This window comes from Spirosoma areae (assembly GCF_054781775.1).
In genome coordinates, this window is sequence record NZ_BAAGTT010000034.1 from 304,976 (window position 1) to 326,800 (window position 21,825).

Sequence of the window (21,825 nt, forward strand, 5' to 3'; positions counted from 1 at the left end):
GGTTATCAGCAGAAGGCAGGAAGCTGCTTAATTTACTTTCGATGCATTTAGGCTTAATGCCCCGTGGACTACGGACACCGACCGTTAGCGGAGGGCATCGACGCCCGCCTGCGCCACCGTGTGGTCATTGTCAACGCTGCTACCCGACACGCCGATAGCACCGATAATTTCTCCCTCACGATTCTTAATTGGAATGCCGCCCGGAAACGTAATTAACCCGCCATTGGAATGTTCGATGTTGTAGAGTGGCCCACCGGGTTGCGACAGTTTGCCAATTTCGCCGGTTGGCATATCGAAATAGCGGGCGGTTCGGGCTTTCTTCTGCGAAATATCGAGCGAGCCGAGCCAGGCGCCGTCCATCCGAACAAAGGCGGTGAGGTTTGCGCCTGCATCGACGACGGCAATGTTCATCAATGTACCAATTTCTTTGGCTTTTGCTTTGGCTGCCTGAACGGCAGTTTCGGCTTGTTCTAAGGTTATACCCATGATACAGACGGTTTAGTTTAAGATGGATTGAGTGAATTCATGCAGGAACATCTGCCGCAAAGCTATGCGTTTGCGTGAAGATACTGAAAGGGATAACACCAACCTCATACCGACAGCAGAGCATAGGGCATGGGGCCTAAAGCCCGGAGCGTGGCGCAGGGCTACTAAACCCTGCGCCACGCTCCGGGCTATTCACTCCGTAAACTTTTCACCGGGTTCATCAGGGCCGCTTTCACACTCTGAAAACTCACCGTCAGCAGGGCAATGCCGATGGCCAGCCCACCCGCCCCGGCAAACATCCACCACTCGATGTCGATTTTGTAGGCGAAGTCCTGCAACCACTTACTCATGGCCCACCAGGCCAGGGGCGAGGCCAGCACAATGGCAATCAGCACTAATTTCAAAAAGTCTTTGGAGAGCAGGGCCACCAGGCTGCTCACCGAGGCCCCCAGCACTTTGCGAACCCCAATTTCTTTGGTGCGCTGCTCGGCCGTGAAGGTGGCCAGCCCGAACAGACCCAGACAGGCAATCAGTATAGCCAGAGCCGCGAAGACCAGCACCACCTGAGCCGTTCGTTGCTCGGAGCGATAGAGTGTGTTAAGGTGTTCGTCGAGGAAGGTGTATTCAAACGCCGAATCAGGCAGGTCTTTTCGAAAGGTGGCTTCCAACTGCCGCATGGTTTCGGGCAGGTTGGCCGTCCGGATTTTCACCAGCAGATACGGTTGCCATTCCGAATTGTTGTTGTGAAAACCATAGGCTCCAATTGGCGTATGCAGCGACTGAAAATGAAAATCCTTTACCACGCCGACAATCACCGCCCGGTCCCAGCCGAAGAGGTTATGCGCCTTTTTACCGATCGCTTTTTCGGGCGTATAGCCTAAGTAATCAACGGCTGTTTTGTTCAGCACAACCTGCACCGTGGTATCTTTTGGGTCTTTCACCGCTGGCAGGGACGTACCGGCCAGCAAGGTCAATCCCAGTGTCTGGATAACCTGCTTATCAACACGGTTGGTAGAGATCACCATTCCCGCCGTCGGATTGGCAGCGTTCCGGCTATCGGGTTTCGAGAGGGTTCGTCCACTCCCTCCACTGCCGGGAAACGCCTGAACCTGGCTAACCTGCTCCACGCTGCTCAACGCCCGGTAGTCGTTCATCAACCCGTCGATTTGGGTTGACTTGCGGGCGCCAGAGGTTGTAACGGCCACGACCTGCGTTGGTTCGTAGCCCAGTTTCCGGCTCTGAATGAACTGTAGCTGCTGGTAAAAAATAAACGTGCTGACGATCAGCACGACCGACGCGGTAAACTGAATCACAACCAGCGAGCGTCGGAACAAACCCGCTCCCGAATCGGTTCGGAAGGCCGTATTCAGCAGATTTTTTGGGGAAAAAGACGAGAGGTAAAACGCGGGGTACGAACCGGCAATGAGTGTGATCAGCAGGCCGATGGTCAGGAAACCGGCAGCCACCTGGGGCGTGAGGATGGCGGCAAAAACCAATTGTTTTTCTGTCAACTGATTGATAAACGGTAAACCCAGCGCCACCAGTCCTATCGAAAGCAACAGGGCAATGCCTACCATCAAACCGGTCTCGATATAAAACCGATTAACCAGCTGGCGCATGGTGGCACCAACCGTTTTGATGACGCCCACCTCCCGGAAGCGCATCTGCGCGCGGGCCGTGGCGAGGTTCATGTAGTTAATGCCCGCGATCAAAAGCACGACAATTGCCAGCACGAACAGAATCTGCACCTGCTGAAAATCGCCAATGCGGGTGGTATTCGAGTTAGTCATCCCCGCTGAATGCAGGTGAATGTCGGTGAGGGGTTGTAGCCAGAGTGAAAACCATTGCCCGGCTTTTGGTATATTCTTGTCGACTACGCGCGCCATCTGGTTTTCAATACGACCGGTTTGGGCCTGCGGAGCCAGCAGCAGATAGGTTTCAAAACTGGCGTTGTCCCAGGTTGGTTTCCGGGCCCACCGAACGCTGCTGAACGACCCGATCAGGTCAGCGTCCAGTGTCGACGTGCCCGGAAAAGTTTCATAAACTCCCGTTACCTCCAGCGTATCGCTGTTGTCTACCAGAAGCACCTTCCCGATGGGATTTTCAGGCCCAAAATAGCGGGTCGCTGTCTCCTGACTCAACACTACTTTACCAGGCGCTGCCAGAGCTGACGCCGGATTTCCCCGAAGCAGCCGAATATCGAATAGGTCGAACAGGTTTTTATCGGCCCAATAGAACCGCTTCTCGGCAAATTTCGCATCGCCGGACTTAATAAAAGCGGTTTGACCGTAATTATGGCGAAGGAGACGCATGGCCTGTTCTACGCCAGGAATATCGGCTTTCAGAGCCGGGCCGACTGCGTTGGGTGAGTTGGCCCACTTCATGCTCTTCCCGTCAAACGTTGCGGTCAGGCCGACGCGATAAATCCGGTCAGCTTTGCTGTGGTATTGATCGAACTGGAGTTCGTCGTTGACATAAACCATCAGCAGCAAAGCCACAGCTAAACCCGTTGCCAGCCCGAGCAGATTGAGGAACGTGAACAGGCGGTTTTTAATCATTCCCCGCCAGGCGATTTTGAGATAGTTTTGTAGCATGATTTTAAGGTTTGGGGGTAACGCGCGGGGCACGGAGCAGGGCTACTAAACCGTGCTCCGCGCGCCCGGCTCCGGGCTATTCGCTCCGTAAACTTTTCACCGGATTCATCAGGGCGGCTTTCACACTCTGAAAACTCACCGTCAGTAAGGCAATCAACAGGACCAGCGCAAACGGCGCCATGAACAGCCACCAGTGAATGTCGGCCCGGAAGGCATAGCCCTGAAGCCATTGATGAACGGCATACCAGGCTACTGGTGTCGCTATGACAAAGGCGATTAGAATCAACATTGCAAATTCGCGGTATAGCATCTGCACAATCTCGCCGACCGACGCGCCCAACGCTTTCCGAATCCCAATTTCTTTCGTCCGTTGGGCCGTTGTAAACGACGCCAGGCCAAAAAGCCCTAAACAGGCAACCAGAATGGCCAGCCCCGTAAATAAACCGAACACCTGACCAAACCGCTGGTCGGCGCGGTACTGGTCGTTGAATCGTTCATCCAGAAACGAATACTCAAATGGATTACCGGGGAAGAAATGATTCCACTCGCTCCGCACCGTTTCGATGGCCCCATCGAGTTGGGCAGAGGCCAGCTTAATCGAGAAATAGCCCCGAACATCGGGAATCAGACGAAGGATAAGCGGCTCGTAGGCATCCCGCAGCGACTGCTGGTGGTAGTTGTCGGTAACACCCACGATTGAATAGGTTTCACCCCAGAACTCAATCTGCTTACCAATGGCCTGTTCCGGCCGATCGAAGCCTAACTGCTTAATGGCCATCTTATTGAATACAACAGCCTTGGGGTCGGTGCCAAACTCCTTCGCGAAATTGCGCCCGGCCAGTAATTTCAGGTCAAATGTTTTCAGAAAATCGTAGTCGACCCCAATAATGCGGTATTGTTTGCTTTTACTTTCATCGGTGCCCTTCAGCCGAATGCCGCCCGCGTTCCAGTCAGATGCCTGACCCGGCACAACCGTAGATGCGGCAATCGAACGAATGCCCGGCTGGCGCAGCAGCTCATCCTTGAAAGCCGCCATCTGACGCATAAATGTTGAGTCGGTTTTGATGATCGGCGGATTGATGACCAGCGTCTGCTCGATGTTGATACCCAGGCTCTGCGCCCGCATGAACTGAATCTGATGGAACACCGCCAGCGTACCAACCAGCAGAAACAGCGAAGCGGCAAACTGGAACACCACCAGCGACTTACGCAGGGTAATACCCTGCCGCGACGTGCTTACTTTGCCTTTCAGGACGGCCACCGGTTTAAACCCCGACAGAACGAAGGCGGGATACAGTCCCGAAAAGAAAGCGCCAACAATGAATAGCCCCGCCAGCGGCAACCAGAACAAACGACTGTTCAGTAACGAGAACGTTACTTGCTGACCCGACAACTGATTGAAGGTTGGCAACGTACTAACAACTAAGAGCAGAGCCAGGACTACGGCCAGCCCGTTGAGCAGTACGGATTCGGTCATGAACTGCCCGATGAGCTGCCCCCGCATCGAGCCGACGGCTTTTCGCACGCCTACTTCCTTAGCCCGGTTAATGGCCCGTGCGGTGGCAAGGTTGATGTAGTTGACCCAGGCAATCACGACAATAAAAAAAGCAATACCCAGCAGAAGATAGACCGTACTGCCATCGCCGTTAGGCTCGGCTTCCTCCATGAAATGCGAATACAGGTGAATGTCCTTCAGGGGTTGAAGCGTATAGACGGCATCGGCATCGAATTTTTTCAGTTCAGCGCCGATTGTTTTCTGGATATAAGGCAAAAACTTGGCTTCGAGGGCTTTCGGATTGGCCGGTTCGCCGTTGCGATCGGAACGGAGCAACAGGTAGGACAGCGCGCCATCCCACATCCAGGCATTATCGGGGTTATTGTCGGCCCCCATCTCCTTGATGAATGTCACATGCGGAATCAGCAGATCGGCATGTAGGTGCGTGTTGGCGGGCATATCCTGGTAAACGCCCGTTACTTTAACCGCCTTGTCCTGATTGATCCGGATGGTTTTACCCATTGGGTTTTGGCTCCCAAACAGCCGATGGGCCACCGATTCGGATAGGACAACCGTATTCGGTTCGGCCAGTACCGTCTTCGGATCGCCCGCCACCAATGGATAGGAAAAAACGGTGAAGAACGATTCACTGGCCGTAAATACCCGCTCAACCTTCACACTTTTTTCGCCGTAATCGGCAATGAGCGCCCGGCGTTTGAGCACTTTTACGTAGTCCTCTACTTCGCCAAACGCAGCTTTAAACGAATTGCCTGCCGCCTGTGCGCCCCCCGCCCATTGGGTGCTGAGTTTGCCTTTATCGTATCGGTCCTGCTTAACGCGGTAGATGCGGTCGCTTTTTGTGTGGAAGTTGTCGTAACTCAACTCAAAGGCAACATATTGCAGGATGAGCACACAGGCGGCAATGCCAATGGCCAAACCCAGAATATTTATGGCTGCGAACGCTTTGTTGCGAATGATAGTCCGCCAGGCAATTTTAAGATAGTTCGTGAGCATGATTGTCGGGGTTGAAGGTAGCACGCGGGGCAGGGAGCGCGGAGCAGGAGTAAACGGTGCGCCAGGCTCCCGGCTCTGCGCTATTCACTTCGTAAGGACTTGACTGGATTCATCAGGGCCGCTTTCACACTCTGAAAACTCACCGTCAGTAAGGCAATGCCGATGGCCAGCCCACCCGCCCCGGCAAACATCCACCACTCGATGTCGATTTTGTAGGCGAAGTCCTGCAACCACTTACTCATGGCCCACCAGGACAGGGGCGAGGCCAGGACAATGGCAATCAGCACTAATTTCAAAAAGTCTTTGGAGAGCAGGGCCACCAGGCTGCTCACCGAGGCCCCCAGCACTTTGCGAACCCCAATTTCTTTGGTGCGCTGCTCAGCCATGAACGTAGCCAGCCCGAACAAGCCGAGGCAGGCAATCAGTACCGCCAGCAGCGCGAACGTGAGCGCAATGGTGCCGATACGCTGCTCTGCCCGGTACATGTTATCAAAACTCTCGTCCATGAACTGGTAGCTAAAGGGTTGGCCCGGAGCCAGTTGCTTCCATGTTGCTTCGATTTGCTTTATCAGTGCGGGCATGTCTGTACTGCTCAGCCGAAACGACGCAGCGCCTGAATTGGCACTCAGCACGAAGGACAATGCGCCGATGTTTCGCCGGAGCGACTCGAAATGAAAGTTTTTGACAACACCCACCACCGTGTACGCTTTCATGGTTTTGGTTTGCGAATCGGTGAACTGAGCGATTCGCTTGCCAACGATGGTTGCGCCCCCAAACAGTTTGGCGGCTGTTTCATTGAGAATAATGCCCGACGAATCGGAACCGAATTCACGGGAGAAATTCCGGCCCTCGACGATCTGCATTCCGAGCGTATTTACGTAGTCATGGTCGACACCCCAGGCCTGCATATTCACGGCTTTTTTCTGGTCAATATCGCCCTCCGGGAAGAACGGACTGTCACTTCGGTTGGAGGGCGTGGGCAGATAGCCCGACACGCTTCCGCTCACCACGCCCGGCAATCGAAGCACCTCCTGCTTAAAGGTTTCGGCCTGTTTATCAAGAGCATACACATCATTGACGGTTACTACCTGCTCACGATTGAAGCCCAGGCTTTTGGTTTGGATGTAGGTAATTTGTCGATAGACGACAATGGTGCCGACAATCAGCACCACCGACATCATAAACTGAAACACGACCAAGCCGCTCCGCAGACCAGCACTTCGGAAACTGACATTGATCGTGCCTTTCAGCACGGTGATGGGCCGGAAGGACGAGAGGAACAAGGCCGGATAACTCCCCGCCAGTAAACCAACCACAAGCGGCAACCCTACCAGTAAGGGCAGCCTATACGGCGACACTAATTGGCGTATGCTCAACTCTTTGGCGGCAATGACATTAAAACCGGGCAACGCTATCGCCACGATCACCAGCGCCAGCAGCATGGCCAGCACCGCTGTCAGTATCGACTCGGTCATGAACTGCCCGATGAGCTGCCCCCGCTCCGACCCAAGTACTTTCCGCACGCCCACTTCCCGCGCCCGATTGGCCGAGCGGGCGGTGGCTAAATTCATGAAGTTAATGCAGGCAATCAAGAGAATAAACAAGGCTACCGCCGAGAAAATATACACGTACTGAATGTCGCCGTTGGGTGCCATCTCGACCTGCTGTTTAGAGTGCAGATGAATGTCGGTGAGGGGAATCAGCCAGTATTCCATCCGGTTGCCTGCCTTCCGAAACTGGTCCATCGTGATGCCAATCATCTGCATTGCCTGTGGTCCCACGTATTTCGCAATCACGTCATCGAAGTTTTTGGCAAAAACGGCGGGATCACCCGGAGCGCCGGACCGGTCTGGTTTCAGCACAATGTATGTATGGTGGTTGTTGCTGAGCCACTGCCCCCACTGGTAATCGTCGTTGAGCATGGTCAGGAAAAAATTGCTGTGGAAATGCGCGTTTTTGGGCATGTCGCGCATCACCCCCGACACGGTGTAGGTTTTATTATTATCGAACACCATCGTCTTCCCCATTGGGTTCTGACTGCCAAAGTGCCGTTTAGCCGCCGACTCGCTGATAACGACTGTGTTCGGCTCGGCCAGCGCTCGTTTGGGGTCGCCCGCCACTAAGGGCAGCGTAAATACATCGAATAGGGTCGAGTCGGCAAAGGTGATGTTGTCTTCGCGGAGGTTGGTGGGGTCTCCGGTTTTCCTGACGAGCCACGTACCCCGCTGGTGGAGTCGAACAAACTGCTCGACCTGCGGATAGTCTTTTTTGAGCGTTGGGCCAATGGGGTCGGGCGAAACGGCGAAGTGCATGTCGTTGCCACCGAACTTAATGTCAGCCTGCACGCGATAGATTCGATCAGCTTTCTCGTTGTAGCGGTCGTAGCTCAGTTCGTCCAGCACATACAGCAGGATGAGCATACAGCAGGCCAGCCCAACGGCCAGCCCGACGATGTTGATGAACGTAAGCCCGCGTTGTTTGCGAAGTGTGCGCCAGGCGATTTTGAGGTAGTTGGTCAGCATACGTTTTGAGATTTTTCGAGACGCTGTGCGTTATGTCTCATTTTTCGGGTGGTTGCTAAACCGAACGGTTTTGTTAAGGATGCACCGGAGACGCAGGAGGTTGCATCTTCGTATGAATCAATTGATTACGGGCTTTCCGTCCGAAATAGCTTTTAGCATCGCTTCCACATTTGCTTTATTGAGCGGGTTGGGGGCTTGCGGCAAGGCGGCCTGCAAATAGGGAAGCGCGTCTTTTGGTTTCCCAATAGCCACCAGGGCCCGGCTCATACCCATATTTGTGGTAAACTGATTCGGGTTTTTGTTGTAGTTGACTTTAAAAACGGCGAAAGCCTCCTGATTCCGTTTTTGGGCGAGCAAACTGCGGCCATACTGATGCAACTCGTTGAGGTTACCCATGGGCATGGCTTCGGCCATTAACGCAGTGGCTTCGTCAGGCTTTTTAAGGGCGGTCAGGATGGCGGCTTTCGTGCTGAGGGTTTGAAAATTTTTCTGCCCAACATACCGGGCATTGATGGCCTGATCGGCCCAAATCAGGCCTTGGTTTACGTCATGGCTGGTTTCTAAACAGTAGGTGGCTGCCTGCACTAATGACTGCCATGTGAAGCCCGGTTTGGCCAGTAATTCGCGCCGGAACGACGCCATCTGCTGACCAACTACATCCACGCTAATGACGAACGGAATCCGGCGTTTCTCCCACGTTAGGGCTACTGCCGCTGAACTATCCGTCTGATTAATAAAGGAATATGTCAGCAACTCTTCAACTCTGTCGAGCGTTTGATTTTTTACCGTCACGCGAAGCACATCCATCGCCGGGTCGTAGTAGAAGCTACCCCAGGAAACCACTATTTTCGAGAAGATAACGGTCGTTTCCTGTTCGCCAAGGTTCATGAACAGGCCATAGGTTCCGGCGGCTAACGGCCGCCCCTCGACGCGTACATTATCGGAAAAGGTAATCGTGGTGGTTTCATTGGCCCCGGCTCGCCAGGGAGCCGGTTGCCCCGGCCCGAAACCCAGGTCCTGAAAGCCATAATGCGCGATGGGCGTTCCCCAGATTTTCCCTTCGCGCCCTTTCACGCCGGGTCGGTCGTAGTGAATCGTGACAGTCGTCAGGCCAATCTGTTCGGAGACCGACGCTTTTTTGTTACCACCAATGGGGGCGGTCGTCAGTTGGGCCTCACAGACAAGCGTGCTGATAAACAGCATAAGAGCAAGAATAGAAATACGCATAGGGCATAGGGTTTTGGACGCGGAGCCGGGCGCACGGTTTCTCCCTGCCCCGCGCTCCCCGCTCCATGCTATTCAGAACGCAAACTCTTCACCGGGTTCATCAGCGCGGCCCGGATCGCCTGAAAAACGACCGCCCCCAACGCAATACCCACCGCCAGTAGCCCCGCTATGGCGAAGTACCACCACTGTATCTGGATGTGATAGGCAAAGTAGTTCAGCAGTCGCTGGCCAAGTAACCACCCCACGGGCACGGCAATACCGATGGCCAGGCCAACCAATTTCAGGAAGTCGGCCGAGAGCAGGGATGTGATGCTGGCCACCGAGGCCCCCAGTACTTTGCGAACCCCAATTTCTTTCGTGCGCTGTTTGGCCACGAGGGTAATCAACCCAAAAATACCCGCACAAGCCGTCAGAAGGGCAACAAGGGTGACGAAGCTAATCATCCGCCAGATGTTATCGAGCGACCGGTACGCCCGCGCTATGTCGTCGGACAGGTAGGTATACGTGAGTGCCCGACGGGCGGGTATTTGGTTAAATTCCCGCTCCAGCCCGGCAATCAGAACCGGAGCTTTGGCGGGATCCGTGATCCTGACCATCAGATATCGACTCAGACTTTCGCGGCCATTATATGCCTGTAACATCGGCTCTACCCGGTCGGTCAGGTCGCGGTAATGGTAATCTTTTGTCACCCCAATGACAGTATACACCGACGAGCTGTTCAGTTGACGAAGTTTTCGGCCCACAGCCGTTTTCCAGCCAAACGCCCGCATCGCCGACTCGTTGATAAGTACGGCGTTGCTGACCGAATCGCCGAGGGTGGCGTCGGAGAAGTTGCGTCCTTCCAGCATTGGAATTTTCAGCGTTTCGGTGTAGTTGACCGCTCCGCCCATGTGCCGCAGGTGTACCTGCTGGTTTTGGTTACCGTCGGGATAGTACTGGTTGAAGTTGTTCTGGTAGGCAACCGGGGTATAATACGTACTGGTGAACGAGACGACACTGGGATTCTGCCGAAGCCGGTCAAAAATGGCTCTTCCGCGCGACAAAGCCCGTTTTTCATCCCGGTAGGCGAGGTCGGTTTTGAACACCAGCACATTGGCTTTGTCATAGCCCAGAGGAGCCTCTTTCATGTACTGAAGTTGCTCACGCATACCAATGGTGCCCAGAATTAACACAATGGCCAGTGCAAACTGCAGCACAATCAGGCCGTTCTGCCGGAACCGCCCCTGCTTCGGGCTGGCCGAAAGTTTGCCTTTCACGGCCTCGGTCGTTTTCAGCCCCAGCAAATACAGAGCAGGATACGTTCCGGCAACCAGCGCCACCGTTAGCGCAATACCCAGCACGGTCAGAATAGTGGGGTAATCCGTAGCCAGGTCAAGACTCAACTGCATGCTCCCGCTTCGCAGTTGGTTGACATTTGGAATTAAATACAACAAAGCGAACAACACCGACAAGGCCAGCGAGATGACCACCACTACCCCCGATTCCGTCCAGAACTGTCCCAGTACTAACCGGCGCGTGGCACCCACCACCTGCCGCATGGCCACTTCTTTAGCACGGGGCAGAGCAGAGGCTGTGTTTAAGTTGATAAGATTAACGCTGATGATAAACAGCAGGAACAGGGCGATGGTGATGGAACCGTAAATCAGGCCCGAAAACGACGGATTTTCGGTATAAATGAAGTTTTTAAAGGGAGCCAGCCGCAGGATTGAGTTTTTAGCATGAGCCTTGTAATGCGCTTTCACCAACCGGGGCAGTTTGGCCTCCAAGCGGGCAGGGTCAGCCGGTGCGCCGGACCGTCCTTTTCTGAGCAGAATGAACGTTGACGCGAAGGTGTTCGACCAGTCGGCGTTGTCCCGAAATTCCGGATTGTCGAGCAGGTTGGCGGCTGGCATCAGCACCTCGAACTGCTGCGATGAATTAGCCGGCAGCTTCTCCAGCACACCTGTAACGGCATATTGCAGCGTGTCGCTCACCGTCACGTACTTACCCACAGGATTGGTTTCGCCAAACAGATTCTGTGCTACCGGTTCGCTGAGCACCACCGACCGTTTATTGATTAAGGCTGTCGCTGGATTGCCGTATTTGAACGGAAATGTAAACACCCGAAAATACGTCGAATCGACAAAGCTGGTTGGCTCCTGAATACTCTTGCCGCCGTATTCAATCCAGGGGTAGTTCCAGCTTTGGGTGTGCGTACCGGCTTCAATTTCGGGATAATCCCTCAGCATCTGGTCGAGTAGCGGATAAACCGTCTGGTTATACGGTTCGCCCCCAGTTTGGGTTCTGACGTGATAAATCCGGTCGAGGTTGGCGTGGGACGTATCCCAGGTCAGGCATTTCTGAGCAAATAACACAAGCACTACCACACAGGCCAGCCCAACAGATAGCCCCAGCACATTGATGCTGGTAAGCAGCCCGTTGCGCCACAGGGTTCGGAGGGCGATTTTGAGGTAGTTGCGGAACATGAGAAGTGGTTTGATTTTTGTAGTTTTGGTACAACAAAACGACGAGTACAGACTCAGATGACGAACTACCCCGACCTTCAACCGCTAAAGTTTATGGTGCATGATGATGGCACCAATGCACCCATCATGCACCAACATATTATTGCCCGGTTAACAGCGAAATTGTACCCTTTCTATGAAGCGGGCACCATCGCTTACGAACCACTCCCCGAGATGATGGTGGGCGAATATAACAGCCCGGTACCCGACATTATTCTTTATGATTACACCACCGAACAGGCGCAGGTTATTATTGAAGTAGCACACATAAAAGGCTATAAATCAGACTTAAAAAAGGTAGTCAATCTCATTGACGAAGAGTTGTATGGCATTCGCGAAGATTTTGTTTACAACTACAAAACCAACCAATGGCTACGCTACCGGAAAGGCGATGGCGGACAAGCCACTGAATCATCCTTCTCCGATGTATTAAATCTCGACCTCGGGCAGTTTGTCGTTTAAACCGCTCCGGGCGGCCCGTTTGTCTAAACGTGAAAATTCTCCGTTACCACTTTGCCATCGAACAGGTTCACGATGCGATGAGCGAAACCGGCATCGTAGGGCGAGTGCGTCACCATGATGATGGTCGTGCCTTCGTCGTTCAGTTCACCCAGTAGCTTCATCACTTCCTCGCCGTTTTTCGAGTCGAGGTTACCGGTCGGTTCATCGGCCAGAATTAGCTTGGGTTTTGCTACCACCGCCCGTGCAATGGCTGTCCGTTGCTGCTGACCGCCCGACAGTTGCTGCGGGAAGTGATTGCGCCGGTGCATGATCGCCATCCGCTCCAGGGATTCTTCCACCCGTTTCTTACGCTCATCGGCGGGTGTTTTCAGGTAAAGCAGGGGCAATTCAACGTTTTCATAAACTGTCAGTTCATCGATCAGGTTAAAACTCTGAAACACGAACCCGATGGAGCCTTTCCGCAGTTGCGCCCGCTGGCGTTCGGTCATTCTGGCCACTTCGGTGCCATAGAAGTTGTACTGGCCGTCGCTGGGATTATCGAGCAGCCCGAGGATGTTGAGCAGCGTGGATTTTCCACAGCCGGACGGCCCCATGATGGCAACGAATTCGCCATCTTTCACGTCCATGTTAATGCCGTTAAGGGCGGTTGTCTCAACTTCTTCGGTGGCGAAGAGTTTCTGAAGGTCAATCGTTTGTATCATCGTTGTCTGAGTCCGAGGGCTACACCCCCGGTTGTTGATTAAACCCTTTCAGGGTTGATTGATAAATTGATAAACGCTATGAATCTTTGTGTGCCTGTTTATTAGTCAGTTTGCAACGCTTTTACGGGATTAGCCGTAGCAATTCGATAAACCTGGGAGCTGATTATAAGCAACGCCAGCAACAGCATCATCATCAGTGTACCGACGAAGGCCCAGGCTGTAATGGGAATGTGATAGGGGTACTCGCTTTCCAGCAGGCCTTTCAGGGCGAAAAAAGCCAGTGGCAAAAAGATAGCCCCCGCTATGGTGATCAGCATCAGAAACTCCCGGTTCAGCAGGTTAGCGATGCTATAGGCCGATGCTCCCAGCACTTTTCGGATGCCAATTTCCTTCGTCTTTTTGGCAATATTGAGCGAGACAAGTGCGAACAGGCCCATTGCTGAAATCAGCAGTGTTAGAAAGGCAACGTAGGTGAAAACGTCCTTAACCCGGCGTGTAGCATCGTAGCTGCTGGCATACACATCGGTTTGCTGGCCTATCTCGAAGGGCGTATCGGGCATGGCGCGTTGCCAGACCGGCTTGAGTTGAGCCGATAACAGCGCCATATCGTCCGTATTTACTTTTAGGGTCAACACCCGGTTGTCGGCAGGCAGGTTTAACCGGAGAACACAGGGCGCGATTTTAACGAAGAAGAAATGGTAATTGAAATCGTCGACCACGCCCACGATATGGCAGATTTTGTCTTTTAGCCGCACCTGCTTGCCCACCGCCGATGTCCAGCCCATTGCTTTTACTAAGGCTTGATTGACAATGATCGAATTATCGGCTTCGGCTGTTGAATTTGGTAAAAAATTACGCCCCTGTGCCAGTCGAAGACCTACTGTTTGCACATAATCGGAAGTAACGCGTAACACTTCAGCCGTCGATTTGGTAGCATCGAATTCCAGTGTGGTTACATTATCTCCCGTTTGACCAAGCTGATCCTGCGAACCGGCCACTTGCAAAACACCCGGCAAGCGGGTAGCCGCATCGCGCAATTGCTCAAAACTCTGCCCCCCGTCGGTTCGCAGCACCATCAGTTTCGACGGCTCATAGCCAACATCCATGTACCGGAGAAACTGCGCGTTTTGCGTCGTCAGGATGGCGGCAGCCACCGTAAACATGGCTATACCAAACTGCACGACCAGCAGCGTCCGTACCAGACCATTGGTGCCTTTCAGGCGTTGTTGACCTTTCAGAATGGTTACTGGGTTAAAGCCACTGACGTACAGGGATGGATAGAGACCGGACACCAGGCTGATGCCCAGTATCAAAACAAGCAGAAACAGCACCAACTGCCAGTTGTCGAGCAGACTAAAGCGGAGTTGTGGGAAGTCGATAAGCAGGCGGAACGTAGGCAGGAAGAGTGTTCCGGCTAACAGCAGCCCCAGCCCTAACGCGATACTACCAACGAGCAGATTTTCGCCGATGAATTGCCGAATAAGTTGTTTACGGGTACTGCCAAGCACTTTCCTGACGCCAATCTCCTTAAACCGCCTGACCGACGTTGCTATGGTGTAATTCATGAAATTGAAGCACGCCATAAACAGTACCAGAGCGGCCAGAATGCCAAGCACAATCATACCGACGGGCGACGTGCCACCGGCAAAGGCATGCCGGGTTTGGTATCCATTTTGCGAAATGTCGAGCAAATTATCCACGTAAAACGCCTTCACCGGCGACTGGCTGTTTACCTCGTTGTGGCGTTTTACATACTTAGTAAGGGCTGCAGTTACTTTTGCTATATCGGCCGGTTTCCCGACCTGGATAAACGTAGCCTGCACCGACCGGGTCCAGTCGTTGTCGCGCCAGCCCAGCGTTTTGCCAACGCTATAATTCACCAGGATGTCGAAGCTAAAACTGGCCGTGTTCGGGAAGGGAGCCGCTACCGCCTTCACGGTAAAACTGTGTCTCGTTTTACCGTCAAACAAAATGGTGAGCGGTTGACCAACAGCGGGCTTCCCGCCGAAATATTTGCGGGCTGTTGCGTCCGAGAGAACAATACCGTTGGGGTCACTAAGCGGATTGGCACTGCCAGCTTGCAGCGGGAAACTGAATAGCTCGAAAAAGTTGGGGTCGGCAAAGCGGACGTATTCGTGAAACACGTTGCTACCCTGTTTCACCACGGCACTGTTGTCCTGGAATCGTACAAACTGCTTTACCTCAGCCACATCGGTTTGCAGAGCCTGGCCAATGGCATCGGGTGAGGTAATCCACCGCTCCGGCTGTCCGTTTGTAGTGCGTATGTGGTTGACAATGAACGTAGTTGGCGCGTTGGCATGGAAAGCATCCTGGCTAAACTGGTGCTGAATGAGCAGATAAACGACAACACTACAGGCGATGCCTATGGCTATGCCCAGGATGTTAAAGCCTGCAAAAAGCTTCTGCTTCAACAGGTTCCGCAGCGCGATTTTAAGGTAGTTGCCAATCATGCGAGGTCAGTAGTTAACGTCAGAATTCCAATACTTCGTTATCGCCAAAATTCTCATAACTACTCGTAATGACCTGTTCGCCGGGCTGTAAACCTTCCAGCACCTCGTAGAACTCCGGGTTTTTGCGGCCTAAGGTAATCTGACGTTTCACGGCCCGTTTGCCCGACTTATCGACTACGTATACCCAGTTGCCACCCGTGTCGGAGAAGAAGCCGCCAACGGGCAGCAGCGTCGCTTTAGCGGCTTTGCCCAACTCCAACTGAATCGGCGACGACTGCCCGCGTTTGATGCCTTCGGGGGCGCCTTTGGGAAAAATCATGTCGACCTCAAACCGGCCGGCCCGTACTTCCGGATACACGCGTTTGATTTCCAGCTCGTGCATTTTTCCACTGAACTCAAATGACCCTTTCAACCCTGGAAACACCCGGCTAATGTAGTGCTCATCGACGCCAACGCGCATTTTGAAGCCGTTCAGGTCGTCAATCTGGCCAATGTTCTGCCCCCGGTTGATGTTCGAGCCAACCTCCACGTCGATACTCGACAGTTGGCCTGATACGGGCGCTTTCACCACTAAATTATCGAGCGTTTGTTGCCAAAGCGCCACATTCCGTTGTGTACGTTGCAGCGTGCCCTCAAGTTGCTGAATCTGGAGCTTCGAGTTGTCTTCCTGATACTTCTGCGACTCGACTTCAATTTTGCGCTGCTCAATCAGTTTGTTGTAATCGAGTTTAGCTTTCAGATAATCCTGCTCCGAAATAACCTTGTCTTTAAACAGTTTCTCCTGCCGCTCATAGGTATCCTTAGCCTGCTCAGTTTGGTAGTCCAAATCCGATAAGTTTTTGCGGAGTGTGTACCGCTCCACACGCAGGCGCTGGCGGGTATTCTGGAGGTCGTTGACGAGCCGGTTGGCTTCTGTTTCTGATTGTAGAAAGCTCAGTTTGAGGTTCTGATTTTCGAGCTTGAGCAGCACGTCGCCCTGCTTCACCGTGTTGCCGCCTTCAACGAGTTTCTGGGTTACGTAACCCCCTTCGATGGCATCGAGCCGAATGGTCTTCAGGGGCTGCACCACGCCCGTTACGGCAATGAAATCCTCGAACGGGCCCGTCGATACATCGGAGACGGTTATTTTATCTTTCTCAACGTTGAGCTTCGACCGTCGGTCGGCAAAGAAAAATGTGTAAGCTACTAAACTCACAATCACGGCACCGCCCCCGATGAGGGCCATGCGCTGGGGTGTCCAAAATCGTTTAGGTAAGACGCGATCCATTAGTTTAATGAACGAAAGAGTGAAACCGGGCCGCCGGAGCGGAGTGAATGAGTGAAAACAGCCTGCTGTTATGGTAAGCGTTTCGTCTGAACCCATTCGCTATGGTGCTTTATGCCAATAGTCATGCCAGTTGGGAATAAGTCTTGATAGTCAATAAATTAGCTTCAAAATAGGGAGGTTAATATGTCCGCTTTCGGACGAAACGTGTCCGCTTTTGGCGTTGCTTCATGCTGGCGCGCCGATGCACTCGTTCACTCCGGTTCGGCGCTCCGATGCACTCGTTCGCTCTTTATCTCCGCCAGCACATACGGCAGGAGTGTTTTAGCGCGTGTTGCCGGATTCAGAAAATCGTAGGTTAACTGACTGACGTGGAAATAGGGAAACACAGCCAGCCGCCGAACCTGAAAGCCCCGCTGGGTCAGAGAGTCCGCCAACTCGGCTGTCGTGAACACCTGCTTCGGAGCCTTCTGTACTTGGACCCGGAGGGCCGAATCGCTGCGGGCGTAGAGTGTGGGGGCGTTGGCATACAATTCATATGTCCAGAAACTGCCTCCCCCCACCCCCGTGCCGGGTTCATACAACACGGTTGGACGTTGGGCCAGGTTGGGTTGCCCGTTCACATATTGAGCCGTTGCCATGCCGGCCTGATACTGCAAAAAAGTCGGGTACAGGAACAGATTTAAGCTGCCCATCAGCACCAGCATCATTCCCACCATCCGGCCCATCAGCGAGCGTACACTCAGTTGCCGGAAAAGCGTAAATGTGGCAAACGTAATGACCACAACCCAGCCGATTCCCGCACCAATTCGATCGGGCTGAACAAGCAGCAACAGCCCGATAACGAGCACAATTACCAGAATGCCAATGATGGTTTGCGCTACGGCCCATCGGCGCAGGTTAGCAGGTTTCAGACGAACCAAAAACTGCGCTGTCAGAATAGCATAAAAGGGAAAGACGATATTCAGATAGTGTGGCAATTGAAACCCCGACAGCGAGAATAGTAAAAAAGTGGACAGTCCAGCGCCGAGAGAAACATATTCTGGCAGGAACTCCCGTCGTCGGGGTAAATTAATCAAGGCTTTATAAACCGCCATATACAACGGCAGCGACCAGGGCAAAAACGCCCATAGTAAGGTATGAACAAAAAAAAGTTTGTCGCCTTCGCCTTTAATTGGCCCCGTGTTAAAAAACCGCCCGAACTGGCTGTCCCAAAAGAAAAACCGCACACCCGACACGCCGGTTTTACCAAAAATAACTTTTTCGGGGTGCACATCGAACTGTTGATAGAGACAATAGATTTCGGGCAGCGTGAACGCAAACGATAAGGCAACGGCCACGTACCAGCGCAGTTTTAGCAGCTCACGCCAGTGGCCGGTCAGGAGCCAGTGCAGCCCCAGCCCCGCACCAATGGGAATCAGTACAAAGCAACCTTTGGTCATCAGGGCGCATCCTGTCAGAAACGAGCCCGCCATCAGGTGTAGGTTGTTTGCAGAAACGCCATATCTTCGGAAGATGGCGTTTCTGCCACCCAAAAACACGCGATAGAAATGATAAACGGCCCCAATAATAAGCGGCATCAGGTAGGGTTCGGCCCGGACATCACTGTTCGACAAAACGCCATGAAAAGCCGTTAGGAGCACCAAAACAGCCACCTGGGCAACTAGTTTCGAGTATGTCAGCCGGGCAAACTGATACGTATAAACGACACTGCCCAGAAAAAACAGGAGTGCGGGAAACTTGTAGGCAAACGTGTTGATACCAAAAATTCGATAACTAACGGCCACTACCCAGAATGGAAAATGGGGCTTATCGAGCCAGTCGGTGCCAACGGCGTAAAAATTTACGAAGTCGCCGGTTTGGGCCATTTGTTTGGCAATGCAGGCATAGAGCGCCCCGTCGAGTTCCATCACCGGCGGAAACAGGCCGGTGGCATTTAAAAACACGCCAATAGCGGTTAGTGCATAAAACCAGCGGTCGTCAATTTCTGACCACTCATGACCGTCCCTGACCATTTATGACAATTTACGTGTCAAAGTACGGAAGAAAACCTTAATTCGTTGTTGAATCAGTACCTGTGTGCAACAAATAGCCCAGCCTCTTATCTTTACCCTATGCAGGATGCCAAACTCTTACTCGTCGACGATGACCCCGATGTGCTGCTGGCTGCCCGATTGCTGCTAAAACGACACGTCAGCGCGGTAGATATTGAAAAAAATCCCGAAAAACTGCCGTTCCTGCTCAATACCAATCGCTATGATGCCATTGTGCTGGACATGAATTTCCAGCGGGACGTGAGTAGTGGCCGGGAAGGCTTTGCCTGGCTCGACCGCATCCTGGACATTGACCCGAACGCACGCGTAGTCTTGTTTACTGCTTACGGCGATGTTGAAATGGCTGTTCGGGCCATTAAAGCGGGCGCGGTTGATTTTGTGCTGAAACCCTGGCAGAACGATAAGTTTTTAGACACCATTCGGGGGGCTGTTGAAGGCGGAAAGCAACGGGCCGCCAGTGTAGAAGGCGGGTCGGAAAAGGCCGGGAAAGAGTCAGCAGGCAAGAAACTACCCAAACAAACCAGCATCATTGGCTCAGCGATGCGCTCTGTGCTGGATACGGTTGAGCAGGTAGCTCCTACGGATGCTAACGTCTTGATTCTGGGCGAAAACGGAACGGGTAAAGACCTGATTGCCCGGGCCATTCACGACCAATCGCTCCGGCACGACAAGCCGTTCGTCACGGTGGATGTTGGCGCCCTGACCGAGAGCCTGTTTGAGAGTGAGCTTTTCGGACATGTCAAAGGTGCCTTTACAGATGCCCGCGATGACCGCGCCGGGCGGTTTGAAGAAGCGAATGGCGGCACGATTTTCCTGGACGAAATTGGTAACCTAAGCCCGGCTCAGCAAGCCCGGCTGCTGACGGTTCTGCAACAGCGTCAGGTTACGCGGGTCGGCTCAAACAAGGCCCGCCCACTTGATGTACGACTTATTTGCGCGACCAACGCCGACCTCAACGAACGCGTAGCCGAACGGCACTTCCGCCAGGATTTACTGTATCGCATCAATACCATCGAACTCCACCTGCCCCCTCTGCGGGAACGTCCGGGTGATATTGGCCCATTGGCTGAGTTTTTTTTGAAAAAATACACCAAACAGTACAACCGGTCGGTTGCGGGCCTAAGCCCGGCGTTACTGGCCGAGATGAAGCAATACCGCTGGCCTGGTAATGTTCGGGAGTTGCAGCATGCCGTTGAGCGGGCTATAATTCTGGCTCGGCCCGAACTCATGCAGGGTACGCTGCTGGAGCCAGCAAATTTCGTCTTCAAGAATGGAGCATCTTCCACATCAGCGATTAGTGAAACGCTGCAATTAGAAGATATGGAGCGGCAATTGATTCAGCAGGCCATGCAGAAGCACCGGGGCAGCATCACCGACGTAGCCCGCGAACTGGGCCTGTCGCGGCAGGCATTGTACAGAAGGCTGGAGAAGTTTGGCTTATAAGTAACTGCGTTAGTCGCTAATTCATGCTTATCGAAGGCGTTCCCGCAGGATAGTAAGAATTTCCTGCTGGGTTTGCTCCACTTTCTCAAACTTTTGATTGACCTGCAAAAAACCTTCTCTCATTTCTTCCCGTAATTCATCAAGTTGATTTTGCTGCTGGTCGAACCGCTGGTCAACCTGAACAAACCGATGATCGACCTGGTCGAATCGCTGGTCAACCTGAACAAACCGATGATCGACCTGGTCAAATCGCTGGTCGACCTGAACAAACCGATGATCGACCTGGTCAAATCGCTGGTCGACCTGAACAAACCGATGATCGACCTGGTCAAATCGCTGGTCGACCTGGTCAAATCGTTGGTCAACCTGAACAAACCGATGATCGACCTGAACAAACCGATGATCGACCTGGTCAAATCGTTGGTCAACCTGAACAAACCGATGATCGACCTGGTCAAATCGTTGGTCAACCTGAACAAACCGATGACGCATCTCAATGGTTAAATCAGCAACTCCTCGGGCTGCGATTTTGGCATTCGCATCGGCGCGGATAGCTACTTCCAAAATCTGCCCGTTTGATTCAATCAAGCGGTCGGTTTTTTGAGCTACATCGGCTAATACGGGTTCAATCTGATCAAGTAGTTTATCAGGTGTCATATGGGCAGCAAATTTCGGTAAATATATGTGGTATTCTTGAAAAGTTACAAACTCTCCACCCAGATTACGATAAAATTCCCGGACGCTATATAACTTGCCCCAACTCCCCGGCAATGGCTTCCTGCGACAGCCGAACTACTTCGTCGGGCGGGCGTCCGGCGGGTTCGATGCCCGGCAGTACGGTCCACGACATTCGGGAAAACGAGGTCAGTGGAAACAAGCCTTTTGGATTAAATTTTCCCGTTCCGCGGATGGCAATTGGCACCACAAGCGCATTTGGTGCCCGCTTCAACAGTGTAGCCACGCCCCCCGTTACAAAAGGCTTCATTTGCCCCGAAGCCGAGCGCGACCGGGTGCCTTCGGGAAAAATCACTGCCGACAGGTTCTGCTGCTGAATAAGTTTACCCAATCGCGCAATTTCGACAATGGCTTGTTTGGGATCGTTGCGGTCGATGAGGGCGGCTCCACTTTTCCGCAGGTTATAGGAAACCCCCGGTATGCCGTGCGCCAGTTCAACTTTAGATACAAATGTGGGGGTGTGTGGGCGCAAAAACCAGATAATGGGCGAAATGTCGAACATGCTCTGGTGATTGGCTACAAAAATAATGGGCCGGTCGATGGGTAACTTTGTGTGTTGCTGAAAGCCAATGCGGCTGCCGGTCAGGTACCAGCCGTAGGCAATAGCGGCATTCATCCAATCGACGGTTACTTTGTGGGCCGGTCGGCCAAACAGGTTAAAGGCAATAGCCTGGGCAACATGAAACAGGCACAATACCAACCCGAAATAGAGCAGATACAGGCTGCTCAACACATAATCCAATAGTTTCTTCATACATGCCAGCCGGCCGTCAGTGGGGTTACCATTTTGGCTCAAAATTAACAATCAGTCGCTTTTAATCGGGAAGAAAATAGAAACGGGCTAAATGTATCA

Annotated in this window: 14 protein-coding genes; 2 read left to right on the forward strand and 12 right to left on the reverse strand. The window is 53.0% G+C overall.

Features of this window, described 5'->3' with window-relative positions:
• Positions 1-84: 84 nt before the first annotated feature.
• The 6 genes from ACYVI1_RS20520 to ACYVI1_RS20545 form a co-directional block, all read right to left on the reverse strand.
• The gene (locus ACYVI1_RS20520) at positions 85-486 is read right to left on the reverse strand and encodes a GlcG/HbpS family heme-binding protein (RefSeq protein WP_460912652.1); all 402 of its coding nucleotides are present in this window, start codon (positions 484-486) and stop codon (positions 85-87) included.
• Between the two features lie 188 nt (positions 487-674).
• Positions 675-3,080 (reverse strand): ABC transporter permease, encoded by a 2,406-nt coding sequence (locus ACYVI1_RS20525; protein WP_460912653.1) that lies wholly within the window; start codon positions 3,078-3,080, stop codon positions 675-677.
• Positions 3,081-3,156: 76 nt separating this feature from the next.
• Complete coding sequence (locus tag ACYVI1_RS20530) at positions 3,157-5,589, reverse strand: ABC transporter permease (RefSeq protein WP_460912654.1); 2,433 nt, start codon at positions 5,587-5,589, stop codon at positions 3,157-3,159.
• Between the two features lie 80 nt (positions 5,590-5,669).
• A complete protein-coding gene (locus tag ACYVI1_RS20535; protein ID WP_460912655.1) occupies positions 5,670-8,111 on the reverse strand; it encodes an ABC transporter permease in 2,442 nt (813 codons plus the stop codon).
• Positions 8,112-8,228: 117 nt separating this feature from the next.
• Positions 8,229-9,338, reverse strand: a complete 1,110-nt coding sequence (locus tag ACYVI1_RS20540) for a DUF2911 domain-containing protein (RefSeq protein WP_460912656.1) — start codon at positions 9,336-9,338, stop codon at positions 8,229-8,231.
• Between the two features lie 68 nt (positions 9,339-9,406).
• Complete coding sequence (locus tag ACYVI1_RS20545; protein ID WP_460912657.1) at positions 9,407-11,803, reverse strand: ABC transporter permease; 2,397 nt, start codon at positions 11,801-11,803, stop codon at positions 9,407-9,409.
• Positions 11,804-11,860: 57 nt separating this feature from the next.
• Between ACYVI1_RS20545 and ACYVI1_RS20550 the strand changes: the two genes are divergently transcribed.
• Complete coding sequence (locus ACYVI1_RS20550; RefSeq protein WP_460912658.1) at positions 11,861-12,304, forward strand: hypothetical protein; 444 nt, start codon at positions 11,861-11,863, stop codon at positions 12,302-12,304.
• 23 nt (positions 12,305-12,327) lie between these two features.
• On the opposite strand, the gene ACYVI1_RS20555 is transcribed toward ACYVI1_RS20550, so the two are convergent.
• From ACYVI1_RS20555 to ACYVI1_RS20570, 4 genes are all read right to left on the reverse strand, one after another.
• Positions 12,328-13,005 carry an ABC transporter ATP-binding protein gene (locus ACYVI1_RS20555; RefSeq protein WP_460912659.1) on the reverse strand — a complete coding sequence of 226 codons (678 nt, stop codon included), beginning with the start codon at positions 13,003-13,005 and terminating at the stop codon, positions 12,328-12,330.
• 101 nt (positions 13,006-13,106) lie between these two features.
• Positions 13,107-15,476, reverse strand: a complete 2,370-nt coding sequence (locus tag ACYVI1_RS20560) for an ABC transporter permease (RefSeq protein ID WP_460912660.1) — start codon at positions 15,474-15,476, stop codon at positions 13,107-13,109.
• A gap of 19 nt (positions 15,477-15,495) precedes the next feature.
• On the reverse strand, positions 15,496-16,743 hold the full coding sequence (locus ACYVI1_RS20565; RefSeq protein ID WP_460912661.1) for an efflux RND transporter periplasmic adaptor subunit: 1,248 nt from the start codon (positions 16,741-16,743) through the stop codon (positions 15,496-15,498).
• A gap of 251 nt (positions 16,744-16,994) precedes the next feature.
• The gene (locus tag ACYVI1_RS20570; protein WP_460912662.1) at positions 16,995-18,755 is read right to left on the reverse strand and encodes an ArnT family glycosyltransferase; all 1,761 of its coding nucleotides are present in this window, start codon (positions 18,753-18,755) and stop codon (positions 16,995-16,997) included.
• A 99-nt stretch (positions 18,756-18,854) separates the two neighbouring features.
• Here ACYVI1_RS20570 and ACYVI1_RS20575 point away from each other — a divergent pair, with 99 nt between their 5' ends.
• Positions 18,855-20,237: a sigma-54-dependent transcriptional regulator gene (locus ACYVI1_RS20575; protein ID WP_460912663.1), complete on the forward strand. Its 1,383-nt coding sequence runs from the start codon at positions 18,855-18,857 to the stop codon at positions 20,235-20,237.
• A 27-nt stretch (positions 20,238-20,264) separates the two neighbouring features.
• On the opposite strand, the gene ACYVI1_RS20580 is transcribed toward ACYVI1_RS20575, so the two are convergent.
• Both ACYVI1_RS20580 and ACYVI1_RS20585 read right to left on the reverse strand, forming a co-directional pair.
• Entirely contained in the window at positions 20,265-20,894 is a 630-nt protein-coding gene (locus ACYVI1_RS20580; protein WP_460912664.1) for a hypothetical protein, read from the reverse strand.
• Between the two features lie 85 nt (positions 20,895-20,979).
• Positions 20,980-21,726: a lysophospholipid acyltransferase family protein gene (locus tag ACYVI1_RS20585; RefSeq protein WP_460912665.1), complete on the reverse strand. Its 747-nt coding sequence runs from the start codon at positions 21,724-21,726 to the stop codon at positions 20,980-20,982.
• Between the last annotated feature and the right edge of the window lie 99 nt (positions 21,727-21,825).

What these genes read in the sequence shown, in the direction of transcription:
- ACYVI1_RS20520 (WP_460912652.1), bottom strand. Translation starts at nt 486, where the DNA reads ATGGGTATAACCTTAGAACAAGCCGAAACTGCCGTTCAGGCAGCCAAA.
- ACYVI1_RS20525 (WP_460912653.1), bottom strand. Translation starts at nt 3,080, where the DNA reads ATGCTACAAAACTATCTCAAAATCGCCTGGCGGGGAATGATTAAAAAC.
- ACYVI1_RS20530 (WP_460912654.1), bottom strand. Translation starts at nt 5,589, where the DNA reads ATGCTCACGAACTATCTTAAAATTGCCTGGCGGACTATCATTCGCAAC.
- ACYVI1_RS20535 (WP_460912655.1), bottom strand. Translation starts at nt 8,111, where the DNA reads ATGCTGACCAACTACCTCAAAATCGCCTGGCGCACACTTCGCAAACAA.
- ACYVI1_RS20540 (WP_460912656.1), bottom strand. Translation starts at nt 9,338, where the DNA reads ATGCGTATTTCTATTCTTGCTCTTATGCTGTTTATCAGCACGCTTGTC.
- ACYVI1_RS20545 (WP_460912657.1), bottom strand. Translation starts at nt 11,803, where the DNA reads ATGTTCCGCAACTACCTCAAAATCGCCCTCCGAACCCTGTGGCGCAAC.
- ACYVI1_RS20550 (WP_460912658.1), top strand. Translation starts at nt 11,861, where the DNA reads ATGACGAACTACCCCGACCTTCAACCGCTAAAGTTTATGGTGCATGAT.
- ACYVI1_RS20555 (WP_460912659.1), bottom strand. Translation starts at nt 13,005, where the DNA reads ATGATACAAACGATTGACCTTCAGAAACTCTTCGCCACCGAAGAAGTT.
- ACYVI1_RS20560 (WP_460912660.1), bottom strand. Translation starts at nt 15,476, where the DNA reads ATGATTGGCAACTACCTTAAAATCGCGCTGCGGAACCTGTTGAAGCAG.
- ACYVI1_RS20565 (WP_460912661.1), bottom strand. Translation starts at nt 16,743, where the DNA reads ATGGATCGCGTCTTACCTAAACGATTTTGGACACCCCAGCGCATGGCC.
- ACYVI1_RS20570 (WP_460912662.1), bottom strand. Translation starts at nt 18,755, where the DNA reads ATGGTCAGGGACGGTCATGAGTGGTCAGAAATTGACGACCGCTGGTTT.
- ACYVI1_RS20575 (WP_460912663.1), top strand. Translation starts at nt 18,855, where the DNA reads ATGCAGGATGCCAAACTCTTACTCGTCGACGATGACCCCGATGTGCTG.
- ACYVI1_RS20580 (WP_460912664.1), bottom strand. Translation starts at nt 20,894, where the DNA reads ATGACACCTGATAAACTACTTGATCAGATTGAACCCGTATTAGCCGAT.
- ACYVI1_RS20585 (WP_460912665.1), bottom strand. Translation starts at nt 21,726, where the DNA reads ATGAAGAAACTATTGGATTATGTGTTGAGCAGCCTGTATCTGCTCTAT.